Origin of the sequence: Mesorhizobium terrae (assembly GCF_008727715.1) — a bacterium.
GTDB lineage: Bacteria > Pseudomonadota > Alphaproteobacteria > Rhizobiales > Rhizobiaceae > Mesorhizobium > Mesorhizobium terrae.
This window is the reverse complement of the sequence record NZ_CP044218.1, coordinates 2,093,232-2,108,458: the sequence shown is the minus strand read 5'-3', so window position 1 is coordinate 2,108,458 and position 15,227 is coordinate 2,093,232. Positions and strand designations below refer to the sequence as shown.

At 64.6% G+C, this 15,227-nt stretch carries 18 protein-coding genes; 8 read left to right on the top strand and 10 right to left on the bottom strand.

Going from position 1 to position 15,227, the window contains the following annotated elements:
- Positions 1-89 precede the first annotated feature (89 nt).
- Genes FZF13_RS11465 through FZF13_RS11455 form a run of 3 tightly spaced genes read left to right on the top strand, consistent with a single transcriptional unit; the run spans position 90 to position 1,856 of the window.
- Positions 90-824: an NAD-dependent epimerase/dehydratase family protein gene (locus tag FZF13_RS11465; RefSeq protein ID WP_024923020.1), complete on the top strand. Its 735-nt coding sequence runs from the start codon at positions 90-92 to the stop codon at positions 822-824.
- The gene (locus FZF13_RS11460) at positions 821-1,363 is read left to right on the top strand and encodes a cupin domain-containing protein (protein WP_024923021.1); all 543 of its coding nucleotides are present in this window, start codon (positions 821-823) and stop codon (positions 1,361-1,363) included. Before FZF13_RS11465 ends, FZF13_RS11460 begins: the two co-directional genes overlap by 4 nt.
- A complete protein-coding gene (locus tag FZF13_RS11455; protein ID WP_051504818.1) occupies positions 1,347-1,856 on the top strand; it encodes a MarR family winged helix-turn-helix transcriptional regulator in 510 nt (169 codons plus the stop codon). The genes FZF13_RS11460 and FZF13_RS11455 overlap by 17 nt, the downstream gene beginning before the upstream one ends.
- Before the next feature lie 37 nt (positions 1,857-1,893).
- On the opposite strand, the gene FZF13_RS11450 is transcribed toward FZF13_RS11455, so the two are convergent.
- From FZF13_RS11450 to FZF13_RS11425, 6 genes are all read right to left on the bottom strand, one after another.
- The gene (locus FZF13_RS11450; protein WP_081766838.1) at positions 1,894-2,361 is read right to left on the bottom strand and encodes an SRPBCC family protein; all 468 of its coding nucleotides are present in this window, start codon (positions 2,359-2,361) and stop codon (positions 1,894-1,896) included.
- 2 nt (positions 2,362-2,363) lie between these two features.
- Entirely contained in the window at positions 2,364-2,696 is a 333-nt protein-coding gene (locus FZF13_RS11445) for an ArsR/SmtB family transcription factor (RefSeq protein WP_024923024.1), read from the bottom strand.
- Positions 2,697-2,705: 9 nt separating this feature from the next.
- On the bottom strand, positions 2,706-3,398 hold the full coding sequence (locus tag FZF13_RS11440) for a glutathione S-transferase family protein (protein WP_024923025.1): 693 nt from the start codon (positions 3,396-3,398) through the stop codon (positions 2,706-2,708).
- A gap of 137 nt (positions 3,399-3,535) precedes the next feature.
- A complete protein-coding gene (locus FZF13_RS11435; protein ID WP_024923026.1) occupies positions 3,536-4,042 on the bottom strand; it encodes a GNAT family N-acetyltransferase in 507 nt (168 codons plus the stop codon).
- 60 nt (positions 4,043-4,102) lie between these two features.
- The gene (locus FZF13_RS11430; RefSeq protein WP_024923027.1) at positions 4,103-4,798 is read right to left on the bottom strand and encodes an aspartate/glutamate racemase family protein; all 696 of its coding nucleotides are present in this window, start codon (positions 4,796-4,798) and stop codon (positions 4,103-4,105) included.
- A gap of 11 nt (positions 4,799-4,809) precedes the next feature.
- A complete protein-coding gene (locus FZF13_RS11425) occupies positions 4,810-6,993 on the bottom strand; it encodes a primosomal protein N' (protein ID WP_024923028.1) in 2,184 nt (727 codons plus the stop codon).
- Positions 6,994-7,083: 90 nt separating this feature from the next.
- Here FZF13_RS11425 and fsa point away from each other — a divergent pair, with 90 nt between their 5' ends.
- The gene (fsa, locus tag FZF13_RS11420; protein ID WP_024923029.1) at positions 7,084-7,737 is read left to right on the top strand and encodes a fructose-6-phosphate aldolase; all 654 of its coding nucleotides are present in this window, start codon (positions 7,084-7,086) and stop codon (positions 7,735-7,737) included.
- A 72-nt stretch (positions 7,738-7,809) separates the two neighbouring features.
- On the opposite strand, the gene FZF13_RS11415 is transcribed toward fsa, so the two are convergent.
- Complete coding sequence (locus tag FZF13_RS11415) at positions 7,810-8,247, bottom strand: Lrp/AsnC family transcriptional regulator (protein WP_024923030.1); 438 nt, start codon at positions 8,245-8,247, stop codon at positions 7,810-7,812.
- A 133-nt stretch (positions 8,248-8,380) separates the two neighbouring features.
- On the opposite strand from FZF13_RS11415, the gene FZF13_RS11410 reads away from it, so the two are divergent.
- Complete coding sequence (locus FZF13_RS11410) at positions 8,381-9,280, top strand: DMT family transporter (protein ID WP_024923031.1); 900 nt, start codon at positions 8,381-8,383, stop codon at positions 9,278-9,280.
- A gap of 5 nt (positions 9,281-9,285) precedes the next feature.
- On the opposite strand, the gene FZF13_RS11405 is transcribed toward FZF13_RS11410, so the two are convergent.
- The 3 genes from FZF13_RS11405 to leuS are packed head-to-tail and all read right to left on the bottom strand — an operon-like array spanning position 9,286 to position 13,658.
- Positions 9,286-10,413 (bottom strand): AAA family ATPase, encoded by a 1,128-nt coding sequence (locus tag FZF13_RS11405; protein ID WP_024923032.1) that lies wholly within the window; start codon positions 10,411-10,413, stop codon positions 9,286-9,288.
- Between the two features lie 43 nt (positions 10,414-10,456).
- A complete protein-coding gene (gene lptE / locus FZF13_RS11400; protein ID WP_024923033.1) occupies positions 10,457-11,032 on the bottom strand; it encodes an LPS assembly lipoprotein LptE in 576 nt (191 codons plus the stop codon).
- Positions 11,019-13,658, bottom strand: a complete 2,640-nt coding sequence (leuS, locus tag FZF13_RS11395; RefSeq protein ID WP_024923034.1) for a leucine--tRNA ligase — start codon at positions 13,656-13,658, stop codon at positions 11,019-11,021. The genes lptE and leuS overlap by 14 nt, the downstream gene beginning before the upstream one ends.
- 153 nt (positions 13,659-13,811) lie before the next feature.
- Here leuS and FZF13_RS11390 point away from each other — a divergent pair, with 153 nt between their 5' ends.
- From FZF13_RS11390 to FZF13_RS11380, 3 genes are all read left to right on the top strand, one after another.
- Positions 13,812-14,474, top strand: a complete 663-nt coding sequence (locus FZF13_RS11390; RefSeq protein WP_024923035.1) for a YggS family pyridoxal phosphate-dependent enzyme — start codon at positions 13,812-13,814, stop codon at positions 14,472-14,474.
- 69 nt (positions 14,475-14,543) lie between these two features.
- Positions 14,544-14,798 (top strand): type II toxin-antitoxin system Phd/YefM family antitoxin, encoded by a 255-nt coding sequence (locus FZF13_RS11385; protein ID WP_024923036.1) that lies wholly within the window; start codon positions 14,544-14,546, stop codon positions 14,796-14,798.
- An 11-nt stretch (positions 14,799-14,809) separates the two neighbouring features.
- Positions 14,810-15,211, top strand: a complete 402-nt coding sequence (locus FZF13_RS11380) for a type II toxin-antitoxin system VapC family toxin (RefSeq protein ID WP_024923037.1) — start codon at positions 14,810-14,812, stop codon at positions 15,209-15,211.
- The last annotated feature ends 16 nt before the right edge of the window (positions 15,212-15,227 follow it).

The following is a 15,227-nucleotide window of genomic DNA, read 5'->3' as shown; positions in this document are numbered from 1 at the left end:
GGCCGGCGCCTGGCCGGCAGCGCACGGTGCCCGATTGACTTATTATCAGCACACTGATATCAGTGCTTTGATACATGAAGGAGAGCGAGATGGCTCATCGGATTTTCGTCGCTGGCGCCACCGGGGCGATTGGACGCCGCCTCGTGCCGCTTTTGATCGAGGCAGGCCATACGGTCTGGGGCACGACCCGCTCCGCTTCCAAGGCGACGGAACTGCAGAGCGCCGGCGCCAATCCGGTGATCGTCGACGTGTTCGATGCAGCGGCCCTGTCGGCGGCGATGCTTGCCGCCCGCCCGACCATCGTCGTCCACCAGTTGACCGACCTGCCGCAAGGCCTCGACCCGGCGCGGATGGCCACCGCGATCGCCGGCAACGCCCGCATCCGCGACGAGGGCACCCGCAATCTGATCGAGGCGGCGAGAAAAGCCGACGTGAAGCGGCTGATCGCGCAGAGCATCGCCTGGGCCTATGCGCCCGGGCCACTGCCGCACGGCGAACAGGACCCGCTCGACGCCGGCGCTGAAGGTCCACGCGCCATAAGCGTGAACGGCGTCATCGCGCTGGAACGCCAGGTTCTTGGCGCACCCGGCATGGACGGCATCGTGCTGCGATACGGCCAGCTCTACGGCCCCGGCACCGGGGCGGACGCGCCGAAACCAGGCGCGTCGGTGCATGTCGACGCCGCAGCCCATGCCGCCCTGCTTGCCGTCGAGCGCGGCACGGCCGGCGCCTACAACATCGCCGAACCGAACGAGCAGGTGTCCACCGACAAGGCCGTCGCCGAGCTCGGCTGGCGTGCCGGTTTCAGGAGGGCCCGGGCATGAGCAGCCAGGGTTTCGAAGCCGAGATCTTCAGCGGCCGGCGCAAGCGGTACTATCTCGGCGGCCTGACCGCCGCCGCGGCGATCGGCGCCAGCATCGCCGGTTTCCATGCGCTGGCGACATCGCCGCGCCCGGCAACAATCCATATGGCCGAAAGCGCCTCGCCTGTCAGCGCGTCCGGCCGGCCGGTCACCGAGATCAAGCCGATTTCCTGCACGCCGCTGCCCGACATTACCGGCAAGGCCGTCACCATGGCGATCGTCAACTTCCCGCCCGACGCCTACACGCCGCGCCATCGCCATCCCGGCAATGTCACTGCCTTCGTGCTCAAGGGCACGCTCAAGTCACAGCTCGCCGGCGAGCCGCCAATGACCTACACCGAGGGGCAGAGCTGGTTCGAGCCGACCGGGGCGATCCACCTCTATGCCGAGAACGCCAGCAAGACCGAGCCGGCATCGCTGCTCGCCATGTTCATCGCCGACGAGAATTGCGGCCCCTTGACGATCCCGATGCCCGACGGACACGATGGCCACGCCAGTTAAGCAGGGGGACGGCATCATAACCAGGACAAAGCCCGAGAAACCGATACCGCGTGCCGGCGAGGGCAAGCGTGGCGAGGATGGCTATTTCGGCTATCTGCTGCGCCAGGCCGCGGGTGCCTATCGCTACCGCATGGAGGCAGCCCTGGTCGATCTCGGCATCACCCAGCCGCAATTCGCGGTGATGGCGATGCTGGGCGCCTATCCCGGCCTCTCCAATGCCGATCTGGCGCGCACCGCGCTTTTGACGCCGCAGACGCTCAGCGTCATCATCGCCAATCTCGAAAAGGCCGGATTGATCGTCAAGCGCCGCCACGCCGCCAACGAACGCATCCGCCAGCTCGAATTGAGCGAAAAGGGCAAAACCATCTATGCCGAGGCGCGCGACCGCGTGCGTCTCCTGGAAGCCGACCTCGCCGCCGGCTATTCGCAGGACGAGCAGAAGATCGTCCGCCGCTGGCTCGCCGCCGTCACCGCCGGCACCCGGGACGGCTAGCCGTCATCGGCGGTCGATTTCGGCGACGCCGTGCTGTTCAATGCACGCTGGCGACATCCATGGCGATGATATCGACCAGCCGGTCCAGACCGTCGCCGGTACCGGCAATGCGCTGGCGCATCGAGGCCGCATCGCCGAGATAGGCCATCTGCTCGGTGAACACCATGCGGGTGCCGGCGCCCTCCGCCATCAGCTCGACGGTGGCCAGCGAGGCCGAGACGCGCTCGCCCGCGGACGTCATGTCGAAGGCATAGATGATGCGCCGGGCCGGCACGATATCGAGATAATGGGCGAGGAAGGTTTGTTCCTGTCCGTTGGTCATGCGCCAGCGTTTGGCCTCGACGCCGCCGATCTGGAAATCGAAGCGCTCCTCCAGCACCGTCCAGTCGGGGTGACAGCCGGTCCAGCGCTCCTTCAGCGCCGGCTCGGAAAAGAAGCGGAAGGCGTGTTTCGGACTTGCCGCCAACATGCGCTCGACGACGAAGGTCTTGTGTTCGATAGCCATGATCATTCCTCTTCGGGCATATCGGCGATGGCTTGGACGAGCCGGTCGAAGGCCGCATTAAGCGCGGTCTCGCGCGCCTGCACCCAGTCGTTGACGGCCAGGAACGCATCCCGCCGCATGCTATAGGTGCGGGTGCGGCCGGCCTTGCGCGACGCCACGATGCCGCCCTCCTCCAGCACTTTCAGGTGTTTCACCGCCGACGGCAGGCGCATGTTGGTTGGTCGCGCCAGTTCTTTCACCGTGGCCGGCCCGCGCGCCAGCTGTTCGATCATGCCGCGCCGGCCGGGATCGGCGAGCGCCAGGAAGATGCGGTCGAGAGTTTGGGCTTGCTGCATCGCACCACCTCAGGCGAAAGCGGAGCCGTTCGCGAAACGCTCCGGCATCACTTCGCGATAGGGGAACATCGAGAAGAACGGCCGCGCTTCCTCGAGCGTTCTCTTGATCGAAGGCCGTGCCAGCAGGCGCTCGAAATAGGCGCGCAGATGATGCTGGTCGGGCGCGAATGGATGGACCATCGAGCCGAAGAACAGGCCGGGCGTCGCGGCGCAATCGGCAATGGTGAAATCGTCGCCGGTCGCCCATGTCTTGTCGGCCATCTGGCCGTCGATCATCGCATAGGCGGTGTCGAGCGCGCGATGCGCGTCGGCAACGCCGATGGCATCGTTGCCGCCGGCTGGGCGCAGCCGGTCGGTGACGATCTTCTGCATCGGCACGCCGACATAAAGGTCGAAGAAGCGATCCCACAGGCGGGCGTCCAGCCGCTGCTCCTCGTTGCGGGGCAGCATCGGCAGCGAACCGGGGTAATGCTGCTGGACATATTCGATGATGATGCTGGTTTCCGGCACCACGCGGTTGCGGGCGCCATCGTGCAGCACCGGGATCTTGCCCACCGGCCAGCGAGCCAGATGGTCCGCCGTCGAGCCGGCTTCCATCAGGTCAACCGTCTCGGAACGGAAGTCGACAGCGTTCTCATAGAAGGCGATCAGCACCTTGTGGCAGAACGAGGCGAGCGGATGGATGTAGAGCGTCAGCGACATGAGCAAATCCAGATAGTTTCCTTCCAAAGAAACTATCTGGATGACCTTCCAGTCGCAATCAAAAGTTTCCATGCAAGGAAACTGTCCTGACAAACCTTGCCACTAGGCGTTGTGGACAGAACCGATGAGGAACGGGTTCACAAGGCTCTGGTCAGCCGGTGTAACACGTGGACTTTGGAACCGATCTGTCGTGGTTCAAAACTCTTCTCGATCACAAATCCCTCGCGTTCCCAGAAGGCCCGACCGCGCGCATTTTCATCCAGCACCGCGACCGGCATCCGCTTGCACTTCCGCAACCGCGCCTCGTTGACGAGGCACTCCAGGAACTGCCGACCAACACCTTGCGAACGGACGCCGGGATCGATGAGCAGGAGCCCGATATAGGCATCGGGTTTTTCCGGATAGCCGAAAGACATGTCGGCAATGCCAATGATTCCGCCGTCCGCCCTGGCGCACGCGGATTTCAACGAATCGCCGGGATCGCAGCCGGGCGCACGGTCTTCGAAGAAGGCGCCGGCTGTCGACGCATCGGCAAGCTGCCCGCTCTCGAACATCACATAGTCGGCCGCCCGCTCGAAAAATGCCGCCACCGCATCGACGTGCCGTTCACGCGAGAGTGGATGAAAGTCGAGTTCGGTTTTCATGGACAATGGCGGCTCGCGAAATCAGCCCAATGATCGAAAAACGGGCAGGTCAAAGCTTTTTCAACCCAGCGCGAACTCCACCGCCGCTTCGGCGTGGATCCTGGTCGTGTCGAACACCGGTAGGTCAAAATCGTCCTGGCCGATCAGCATGGTGATTTCGGTGCAACCCATGATGACGCTGTCGATCTCGTTGGCCTGCCGCATCTTCGCGACCTCGGCGATATAGGCCGTCTTCGATGCCTTGCTCACCACGCCACGGCACAGTTCCTCATAGATGACGCGGTGGACCATGGCGCGGCCTTCCGCGTCGGGAACGACCGGGGCCATGCCGTGCCTGCGCGCCAGCCTGCCCTTGTAGAAATCCTGTTCCATGGTGAAGGCGGTGGCGAGCAGCGCCGGCTTCGTCGCCCCGGCCCGCTTCATCGTACCGGCCGTGGCATCCGCGATATGGATGAGCGGGATGGAAACGGCGGCCTGCACCTCGTCCGCCATGCGGTGCATGGTGTTGGTGCAGATCAGAAGGCCTTCCGCTCCGGCGCCCTCCAGTCGGCGCGCGACATCGGCAAGCAGCCTGGCGGCGGCATCCCAATCGCCGGCGCTCTGATGCGCCGCGATGGCGGCGAAATCGAATGAGTAGAGCAAAAGCTCGGCCGAATGCAGCCCACCAAGCCGTTCCCGCACGATCTCGTTGAGCAGGCGATAGTAGATCGCCGTCGATTCCCAGCTCATGCCGCCGATCAGGCCAAGCGTCTTCATGGACGTCCTCCTCAAAGGAAACTCTGCGGGTCGATGTCGACGCTCACCCGCACCGAGCCGCGCAGCTTTGGCCCGTCGGCCAGCATGCGGCGCACGAAGCCCTGAATGTCCGAACGCTTCTCGCCATGGATCAAAAGACGGAACCGGTGGCGGCCGCCGACCAGCGCCAGCGGCGCTTCGGCGGGACCCAGCACGAAGATATCCGACGCCTCGGGCACCGCGCGACGCAGGCCGCGCGCATGCGCCTCCGCTTCCTGCCGGGTCTCCGCGCTGACGATGATGCCGGCCAGCCGGCCGAAGGGCGGCAGCGCGGCACGTTCGCGCTCGGCGATCTCGCGCTCGTAGAAGGCAGCGGCATCGCCCGAAACGATCGCCTTCATCACCGGGTGGTCCGGTTGATAGGTCTGCAAAAGGCCGAGGCTCTTCTTGCCGGTGCGCCCGGCGCGGCCGGTGACCTGCGACAAGAGCTGGAACGTGCGCTCGGCGGCGCGCGGGTCGCCATTGGCGAGGCCGAGATCGGCATCGACGACGCCGACCAGCGTCATGTTCGGGAAATTGTGACCCTTGGCGACGAGTTGCGTGCCGATGACGATATCGGCGTCGCCGTTGGCGATCGCCTCAAGTTCGAGCCGCAGCCGCCGCACGCCCCCGACGAGGTCGGAGGAGAGCACGATGGTCCGCGCTTCCGGAAAGGTTGCCACCACCTCTTCGGCGATGCGCTCCACGCCCGGCCCGCATGCCACCAGATGGTCGAACGTGCCGCATTCCGGGCAGGCGTCAGGCCGTTTCTCGTTGTGCCCGCAATGATGACAGACGAGCTGTCCGCGGAACCGGTGTTCGACCAGCCAGGACGAGCAGACCGGACAGCCGAAACGGTGACCGCAGACCCGGCACAGCGTCAGCGGCGCATAACCGCGCCGGTTGAGGAACAGCAGCGACTGCTCGCCCTTTTCCAGGGTCTTGCCCATCTCCGCCACGAGCAGCGGCGACAGGAAGCCGCCGCGCGGCGGCGGCGCGCGGCGCATGTCGATCGAGCGCAAGGTGGGCAGCGCCGCCTCCGCGAAGCGCGTCGGCAGGTCGACCCGGCCATAACGGCCCTGATTGGCATTGACCTGGCTTTCCACCGAAGGCGTGGCGGAAGCCAGCACGACCGGGAACGCGCCGATATGGCCGCGCACCACCGCCATGTCGCGCGCATTGTAGAAGACACGGTCCTCCTGCTTGTAGGCCGGGTCGTGTTCTTCGTCGACGACGATCAGGCCAAGCTCCTTGAACGGCAGGAACAATGCCGAGCGCGCGCCGGCCACCACCCGCACCGTACCTTCCGCCACCTGCCGCCACACCCGTTCGCGGGTCTTTGGCGCGAGGTCGGAATGCCATTCCGCCGGCTTGGCGCCGAAGCGCGACTGGAAGCGTTCCAGGAAGGCATGGGTGAGCGCGATTTCCGGCAGCAGGATGAGCACCTGCCTGCCCTTGTCGAGCGCCGCCGCCACCGCCTCGAAATAGACCTCCGTCTTGCCCGAGCCGGTGACGCCGTCCAGCAGGGTGACGCCGAAGGCCCCGGCCGATGCGCTGGCGTGCAGCGTTTCCGCCGCCGCGGCCTGGTCCGGCGTCAGTTCCGACCGGGCATAGGTCGGGTCCGGCGGCGCCACGACGGGCCGTGGCGGGATCATCACCGTCTCGAACGCGCCTTGTGCCTTCAGCCCGTCGATGACGGTCGAGGAAACGCCGGCCGCGTGCGCGAGGCCCGACCGGGTCCAGGCCAGCCCGCCATCGGCGGTTTCCAGCACCCGCGCCCGCGCCGCCGTCATCCGGTCGGGCGCGATCGCGGTGCGCTGCAGCCCTTCGATCCACGGCTCGGGGTCGAAAGCTTCCGGCGCACGCAACAGCATGCGCGCGACAAGGCCCGGCGGCGTCAGCGTGTATTGCGCGATCCAGTCGACGAAGCGTCGCATGTCGTGGTCGATCGGCGGGCAATCGAAGACGTGGTCGATGGGTCTCAGCTTCTTCGCCTCGACCCGTTCGACCGCCCCGTCCCAGACGACACCCGCCACCAGCCTCGGTCCCAGCGGCACGCGCACGATGGAACCCGGCACCACCAGCATGCCTTCGGGCACGGCATAGGTATAGGCGCGTTCGGCGGGCATCGGCACCAGCACCGGTGCGGCCGTCATGAAGGGCGAATCTTCTTTCATCAGGCGTGACCTTGCCCCGACTTTGGTCTAGAGCAAAGGGCGGCGCCAAACCCCGGGCGAACTGCCTTATTCCTTCCCAAGGAGATCACCATGAAATTCTTCGTCGACACTGCTGATGTAAAAGAGATCCAGGAACTCAACGCGCTTGGTTTGCTGGACGGCGTCACCACCAACCCGTCGCTGATCCTGAAATCCGGCGGCAAGATCGACGAAGTCACCAAGCAGATCTGCGACATCGTCGAAGGCCCGGTTTCGGCCGAAGTCACCGCCACCGACTACGACGGAATGATGAAGGAAGCCAAGGTGCTCGCCAAGATCGCCGACAATGTCTGCATCAAGGTGCCGCTGACGCTTGACGGCCTCAAGGCCTGCCGCGCCATCCGCGCCGAGGGCCGCATGGTCAATGTCACGCTCTGCTTCTCGGCCAACCAGGCGCTGCTCGCCGCCAAGGCCGGCGCCACCTTCATCTCGCCCTTCATCGGCCGTCTCGACGACATGGGCTTTGACGGCATGGAGGTGATCGCCGAGATCCGCCAGGTCTATGACAATTACGGCTTCGACACCGAGATCCTGGCCGCGTCGATCCGCACGCCCGACCACGTCAAGCGCGCCGCATTGATCGGCGCCGACGTCGCCACCATCCCGCCGGCGACGCTGAAGGCATTGGTCAAGCATCCGCTCACCGACAAGGGCCTCGAGCAGTTCCTCGCCGACTGGGCAAAGACCGGCCAGAAGATCAGCTGATTTCGACAAGCCGTCGAATGAAGACCGAAACCGGCGCCCTCGCGGCGCCGGTTTTTTCATGCCCGAAAATGCTCAGGAAAATGGCGGCAGCCGTCGCTTCACCGGCTGCGCCTTGACGATGGCGCTGCTGGTCTCGGCCTTGTCGGTGATCTTGTCGAGGATCTGGTCAAGGTCGCTGATCGAACGGATAAGCAGCCGCGCGACGAAACAGTCGTCGCCCGTCACCTTGTCGCATTCGGTGAACTCGGGAATCTCCTCGATCAGCTTCTGCACCGCGTGCAGCCTGCCAGGCAGCGGCTTGATGCGCACGATCGCCTGCAGCGTATAGCCGAGCGCGGCGGGATCGATATCCACCGTGAAAGCGCGGATGACACCGCGCTCCTCCAGCCGCCGCAACCGTTCCGACGCACTCGGCGAAGACAGGTTCACGCGGCTCGCCAGTTCCTTCAGCGAAATGCGCGCATCGTCGACCAGGATTTCGACAATGCGTCGGTCAAGATCGTCCAGCATCACACATCCTTAGGATTCTGTGTTTGAGCACCTTACAGAATTAGGCATCGCTCCGCAAACACCTTATCCAAAGCATGGTTTTCGATCCGACCCGGGCTTACAAAAGCGGCCTGTCGGGAAGAAGGGTCGCGAGATGTCAGAGAAGACGCGTGGTACGGTCGAAATGACCGCCGCAATGATGATTTCGGGAACGATAGGACTGTTCGTGGTCCTGTCGGGCCAGCCGGTCATGGACGTGGTCTTCTGGCGCTGCGCCTTCGGCGCCGTCACGCTGCTGATCGTCTGCGCCGCGCTCGGCCTGTTCAGGCCGGATGTGATCTCGCGCCGCCAGTTCGCCTATGCGGTCGTCGGCGGCGTCGCCATCGTTTCCAACTGGCTGCTGCTCTTCGCCGCATTCCCGCGCGCCTCGATTTCGATCGCCACCGCGGTCTACAACACGCAGCCCTTCATGCTGGTGGCTTTGGGCGCATTTTTGTTCGGCGAACGGCTCACCATCGCCAAGCTGACCTGGCTGGCCATTGCCTTTGCCGGAATGCTGCTGATCGTCCAGGCAAAATCGAATGCCGGCCATGTCGGCTCGAACTATCTGGCCGGCATCCTTTTGGCGCTGGGCGCAGCGTTCTTTTATGCGATTGCCGCGATCGTCGCCAAGAAGCTGAAGGGCGTGCCTCCGCATCTCATCGCGCTGATCCAGGTCACGGTCGGCATTCTCATGCTCGCCCCCTTCGCCAATTTGACGGCATTGCCGACGGATTGGCGCAGCTGGGCGCTGCTCGCCGCCATCGGCGTCATCCACACAGGGCTGATGTACATCCTGCTCTACGGCGCCATCCAGAAGCTGCCGACCAACCTCGTCGGGGCATTGTCCTTCATCTACCCGGTCGTCGCCATCGCCGCCGATTTCCTGGCCTTCGGTCAGCGCCTGCAGCCGCTGCAGCTGGTCGGCGCCGCCGCCATCCTCATCGCCGCCGCCGGCATGACGCTGGGATGGAACCTTGTAAGGCCCCGCGTCGCGGTGCCCAGCGCGCGGTAAGGCTGTCAGTCCTCGTCCGACAGCCGGCCGGTGATGCCGAGGCCCTCGATCGCGGTTGCGCCGTCGATCCGCACCATGGCGAGCGCCTGGGCTCCGGTGCGATCCGTGATCAGCGCGGCCAGTTCCTGCGAATGGGTCACCACCCACAGCTGGGTGCGCTCCGCCGCCTTGGCGATCATATCGGCCAGCGCCGGCAGCATGCGCGGATGCAGGCTCGCTTCCGGCTCATTGAGCGCGATCAGCCCCGGCAGGCGATAGGACATCAGCGCACCGGCCAGCGCCAGGAAGCGCATCTGCCCGTCGGACAGTTCTTCCGGCCGAAACAGGCGCTGCGGAAACTCCGGCAACTTCAGGCCGAAGGTTGCCGCCTCTCCCGGTTCGGGAACATCCAGTTCCGCGCCGAGCGCATCGGCCACGGCCCGATCGAGATCGACCGTGTCCTGCCGGATATGGGCCAGCGTCGCGAACACCGCGGCCAGGTTGCCGCCATCCTCATCGAGCATCGTCGAGGTAATCGCGAGAGACGGTTTCCTGGCCGGAGAATCGCGGTCGGTGCGGAAACCATGATAAAAACGCCAGCCGGCAACAGCGGCGCGCAGATCGCCGGCTTCCGGATAACGGCCCGAGGCACCCAGCATCGCCAGCGCTGTCTCCGAGTTGAGCAGACGCACCGGATATTCGACACGCCGTCCGTCGCCGTCGCGGGCAAAGGCGGCCGGGCCTTTGCGTGTCATCATCTCGACCGGTCGACGACCGGCTTCCACGGACAATTTTTCTTCCTTGACCTGCGGCTCGAAGGCAAAGCCGGCTGAAACAGGCGGCGGCAGGCCGATCTCAACCTGATAGGAGAACTTCGCGGCCGTCTCGTCATTCTCGAGCTCGGCGCCGAGGATCACGCGCGCCGGTTGCGCCAGGCGGCGCCCGCCCGACCAAAGCGCCGATTGCATGCCGCCTTCGCGTGCGATCTCGTAGGCAAGCGAGCCCTGGCCCGCGGCTTTGATCAATTGCAGCGCACGATAGAGATTGGATTTGCCAACGCCGTTTTCACCGACGAACAGCCCGACCTGGCCGAATTCCAGCCGGATCGACTTCAACGAACGATAACCCTCGGCGACCAGTCCGGTCAGGCGCATGATGCGACGCTCCGGCGACCCCCTGGCATCGCGGCCCGCAGCTCTATTTGGCGCCTTGTTTTGCCAGATCCTGCGCCAGCGCCAGATGCAGCAGCTCGGCCAGTTCGCGGGCCGCGCGATTCTCGGCATCAATCTGCGCGCGATAGGACGCGAATTCCTGGCTCGGCTTGTCGAAAGATGACGAAATCGAGCGCGAACCCGTCGATACGGACTTGCCGGTCTTGGCGTCGGTGAGCGTATAGGATGCGCTCATAATGACGGTACCGGCAGTCGGCTGATCCTGGTCGGTGGCGACCTGAACGCTCGCCGACGCGATCACCGATTCGGTCACGTTGAGCGTCAGCGAATAGGCGGGCGCGGCCGTCCGTTCGGAACCGCCGGTGAGCCCGAAGATCAGGTTGTTGCGCACCTGCTGCGCGTAGCGCGAAGACACGGGCTTGACCGCGATCGAGGCCAGTTCCTCGCGCGCGCCGACCGTCGAACCCGGCGACAGCGGCGCCTTCGAATAAAGCGGCCGCACCTGGCAGGCCGAAACCAGAGCCATGCCGGCAAGCAGGCCGAACAGAGCAAAGCGGCGCAGAAGCGCCGCGCCTGTCTTGTGATTGTCAGGCAACGACATTGACGATCCTCTGGGGCACGACGATCACCTTGCGCGGCGCCTTGCCCTCGAGCGCCTTCTGAACGAAGTCCAAGGCCATGGTGGCCTGTTCGACGGCAGCTTGGTCCGCGTCGCGGGCGATTGTCAAATCACCGCGTTTCTTGCCGTTGATCTGCACCGGATAGACGACTTCATTGTCGACCACCAGCGCCGGATCAAAGGTTGGCCAAGGCTGATTCGCAATGAACCCCTTGCCGCCGAGCGCCGACCAGCACTCTTCCGCCAGGTGCGGCATCATCGGCGCGATCATCACCACCAGCATCTCGATCGACTGGCGCAGCGCCTGCGCGCTCGCCGCATCGGCCTTGCCCTCTGCAAGCGCCGCCGCCGGCGTCTGGATCGCATTGACCAGTTCGTAGAGCCGGGCGACAGCCTTGTTGAAGGACAGGCGCTCGATGTCCTCGCCAACGGCCTTGACGATCTTGTGGGCGGCCTTCGAGATAGCGCCAGCTTCGCCGTCGACCGCGGTCCTGGGTTCGACGCCAGCCAGTTGCGGCGCGGTTTCGGAAACCAGTCTCCACACACGCTGCACGAAACGATGCGCGCCCTCGACGCCGGCTTCCGTCCAGATCACATCGCGTTCGGGCGGCGAATCCGACAGCACGAACCAGCGTGCCGTATCGGCGCCATAGCTCGCCAGAATATCGTCGGGATCGACGACGTTCTTCTTGGACTTCGACATCTTCTCGATCGGGCCGATCTCGACCGGGCTGCCATCCGACAGCAGCGAAGCGCGGCGCGCGCCATCGATGTCCTCGATCTTGACCTCGACCGGCTGCACCCAGCGAGCGCTGGGGCCGCTGCCGGCGCGGTAGGTCTCGTGCACCACCATGCCCTGGGTGAACATGCCCTCGAACGGCTCCTTCACCTCGTTGAGATGGCCGGTGACGGTCATGGCGCGGGTGAAGAAGCGCGAATAGAGCAGATGCAGGATCGCGTGCTCGATGCCGCCGATATACTGGTTGACCGGCAGCCAGCCTTGCCTGCCGTCGACATGGGCGAGCGTCGTCGGCGCCTTCTCGTTCCACGGGTCGGTGAAACGGGCGAAATACCACGACGAATCGACAAATGTGTCCATCGTGTCGGTATCGCGCCTGGCCGGCTTGCCGCATTGCGGGCAATTGGCGTGCTTCCAGGTCGGATGATGGTCGAGCGGATTGCCCGGCTTGTCGAAGGTGACGTCCGTCGGCAATTCCACCGGCAGGTCCTTGGCCGGCACCGGCACGGCGCCGCAGGCCTCGCAGTGGATGACCGGGATCGGGCAGCCCCAGTAGCGCTGGCGCGAGATCAGCCAGTCGCGCAGGCGGAACTGCACCTTGCGCTCGCCCTGCGGGCGATTGCCGATGGTGACGCCGGACAGCCTTGTCGCGACTTCGTCGAAGGCCTCCTTGAACCGCATGCCGTTGAGGAAGCGCGAATTGATCATCGCGCCATCGTCGACAAAGGCCTCTTCGGTGACCTGGAAACCCTGCGGATCGGCGCCGTCCGGCAGCACCACCGGGACAACCGGCAGACCGTATTTGTTAGCGAAGTCGAGGTCGCGCTGATCGTGCCCCGGGCAGCCGAAAATGGCGCCGGTGCCATAGTCCATCAGAACGAAATTGGCGACATAGACCGGCAGCGTCCAGTTCTCGTCGAACGGGTGGACGACGCGCAGGCCGGTGTCGAAACCTCTCTTCTCGGCTGTCTCAAGCGCGGCCGCCGAAGTGCCCATGTGGCGCACCTCCTCGATGAAGGCGGCGAGGTCGGGATTGTCGGCGGCGGCCTTCTTTGCCAGGGGATGATCGGCGGCGATCGCCACGAAGGAGGCGCCGAAGATGGTATCGGGCCGCGTCGTGTAGACCTCGAGTTCGCTCTCGCCGGCTGGCGGATTGGCCAGTGCCCAGCGAATCAGCATGCCTTCGGAGCGGCCGATCCAGTTGGCCTGCATGACGCGGACTTTCTCCGGCCACTTGTCCAGCGTGTCCAGGCTGTCCAGCAGGTCCTGGCTCATCGAGGTGATCTTGAAGAACCACTGCGTCAGGTCGCGCTGCTCGACCGGCGCGCCCGAGCGCCAGCCACGGCCGTCGATGACCTGCTCGTTGGCGAGCACGGTCATGTCTTCCGGATCCCAGTTGACCTTGGCCGACTTGCGCTCGACCAGGCCGGCGCGCCAGAAGTCCAGGAACATCTTCTGCTGGTGCTTGTAGTAGCTCGGGTCGCAGGTCGCGAGTTCGCGCGCCCAGTCGAGCGACAGGCCCATCGTCTTCAGCTGGGCCTTCATGGTGGCGATGTTGGCGTAGGTCCAGTCGCGCGGGTTGACCTTGTTGTCGCGCGCGGCGTTCTCGGCCGGCAGGCCGAAGGCGTCCCAGCCCATCGGATGCAGCACGTTGTAGCCCATGGCGCGGCGCCAGCGCGCCACCACGTCGCCCATCGTGTAGTTGCGCACATGGCCCATATGGATGCGTCCCGACGGATAGGGGAACATCTCGAGCACATAGTATTTCGGCCGCGGATCGTCGTTCTTCGTCTCGAAGAGCTTGGCCTCGTCCCATGCCGTCTGCCACTTGGGCTCTGCAGCGCGGGGGTTGTATCGTTCGGTTGCCATGGCCGGTTTTTCACTTACAAAGCATGCGGGAAACCGCCGGCTGATCCGGTGGTTCAAGGACATGGTCCGGGTCTTCACCATGCTTTCGGGAACCCGTCAACCATATGGGCCGCAACGCCCGGCAAAAACAGCAGGATCAGGACGGGATGCCACATGAGTGACGCGGTTCAGCAACTCGAGGCGGTCAACGCCAGGATCGCGACAGCCGAGCGCGAAGCGAACCGGACGGCCACGACGGTGACACTGGTCGCCGTCTCCAAGACCTTCGAGGCCGACGCCATCCGCCCGGTGCTTGCCGCCGGCCAGCGCGTCTTCGGCGAAAACCGCGTCCAGGAAGCGCAAGGCAAATGGCCGGCGTTGCGCGAGCAATTCCCCGGCGTCGAGCTCCACCTGATCGGCCCGCTGCAATCGAACAAGGCCAAGGAGGCGGTTGCCCTCTTCGACTGTATCGAAACCGTCGACCGCGAAAAGATCGCCGCGGAACTGGCGAAGGAAATTGCCCGCCAGGGCAAGGCGCCAAAACTCTATGTGCAGGTCAACACCGGCTCGGAACCGCAGAAGGCCGGCATCGAGCCCAAGGACGCCGTCGCCTTCGTCGAACGCTGCCGCGGCGTGCACGGCCTCGCCATCGAGGGGCTGATGTGCATTCCGCCGGCCGATGAGAACCCCGGCCCGCATTTCGCGCTGCTGGAAAAGCTCGCCCGCCAGGCCGGCGTCGAAAAACTGTCGATGGGCATGTCCGGCGACTACGAGCTGGCCGTGGCCTTTGGCGCCACCTCGGTGCGTGTCGGCTCGGCCATTTTCGGGACACGCTAGTCGCGACCCTTGATTGGATTTGGGGCAAGGCGCATATTACAAGCTAGCCAAGCTAGCTAGGTGATGTTTATGAACTGGCATCTTCAGGACGCGAAGAACAATCTATCGAAACTGGTGCAGCGGGCTCGCGAAGAGGGTCCGCAGACTATCACCCTGCGCGGCAAGCCCGCGGCGGTCGTTCTCTCTGCTGAAGAATATGAAGCGCTTTCCGCGAAGAAGCCATCGCTTGCGGAATTCCTGCTCACCGGCCCGGTGTGGGACGACGATTTCGTCGAGGAGGTCAATCGGCGCGACAAAACGCCATCGCGCGACATCGATTTCTGATCGGCAGCCATATGTTTCTTCTCGACACTAATGTGGTTTCGGCCGCTCGCAAGCGCCAACCGGCAGTGACGAAATGGCTAGCCGATCGGGAGCGCGGAGATCTGTCTCTGAGCGTCGTCACACTTGGCGAAATTGCGCGCGGCATTCACATGAAGCAGCGCCACGATCCGACGACGGCTAACCACCTCGCCGTATGGCTGCAAATGCTCAGACACGACTATGGCAATCGAATTCTTGGTATTGACGAACGTATCGCCATCGAATGGGGAAGGATCGCCGCACTACGCACGCGAGGAGTTCCCGACGGCCTGATCGCGGCGACAGCGGCAGTCCACGGATTGACGATCGTGACCCGCAATGTCGCCGACTTCGAAGATACCGGCCTCGCCATAGTCAATCCTTGGGCGGATTGAGTGGCCATCGGATCAA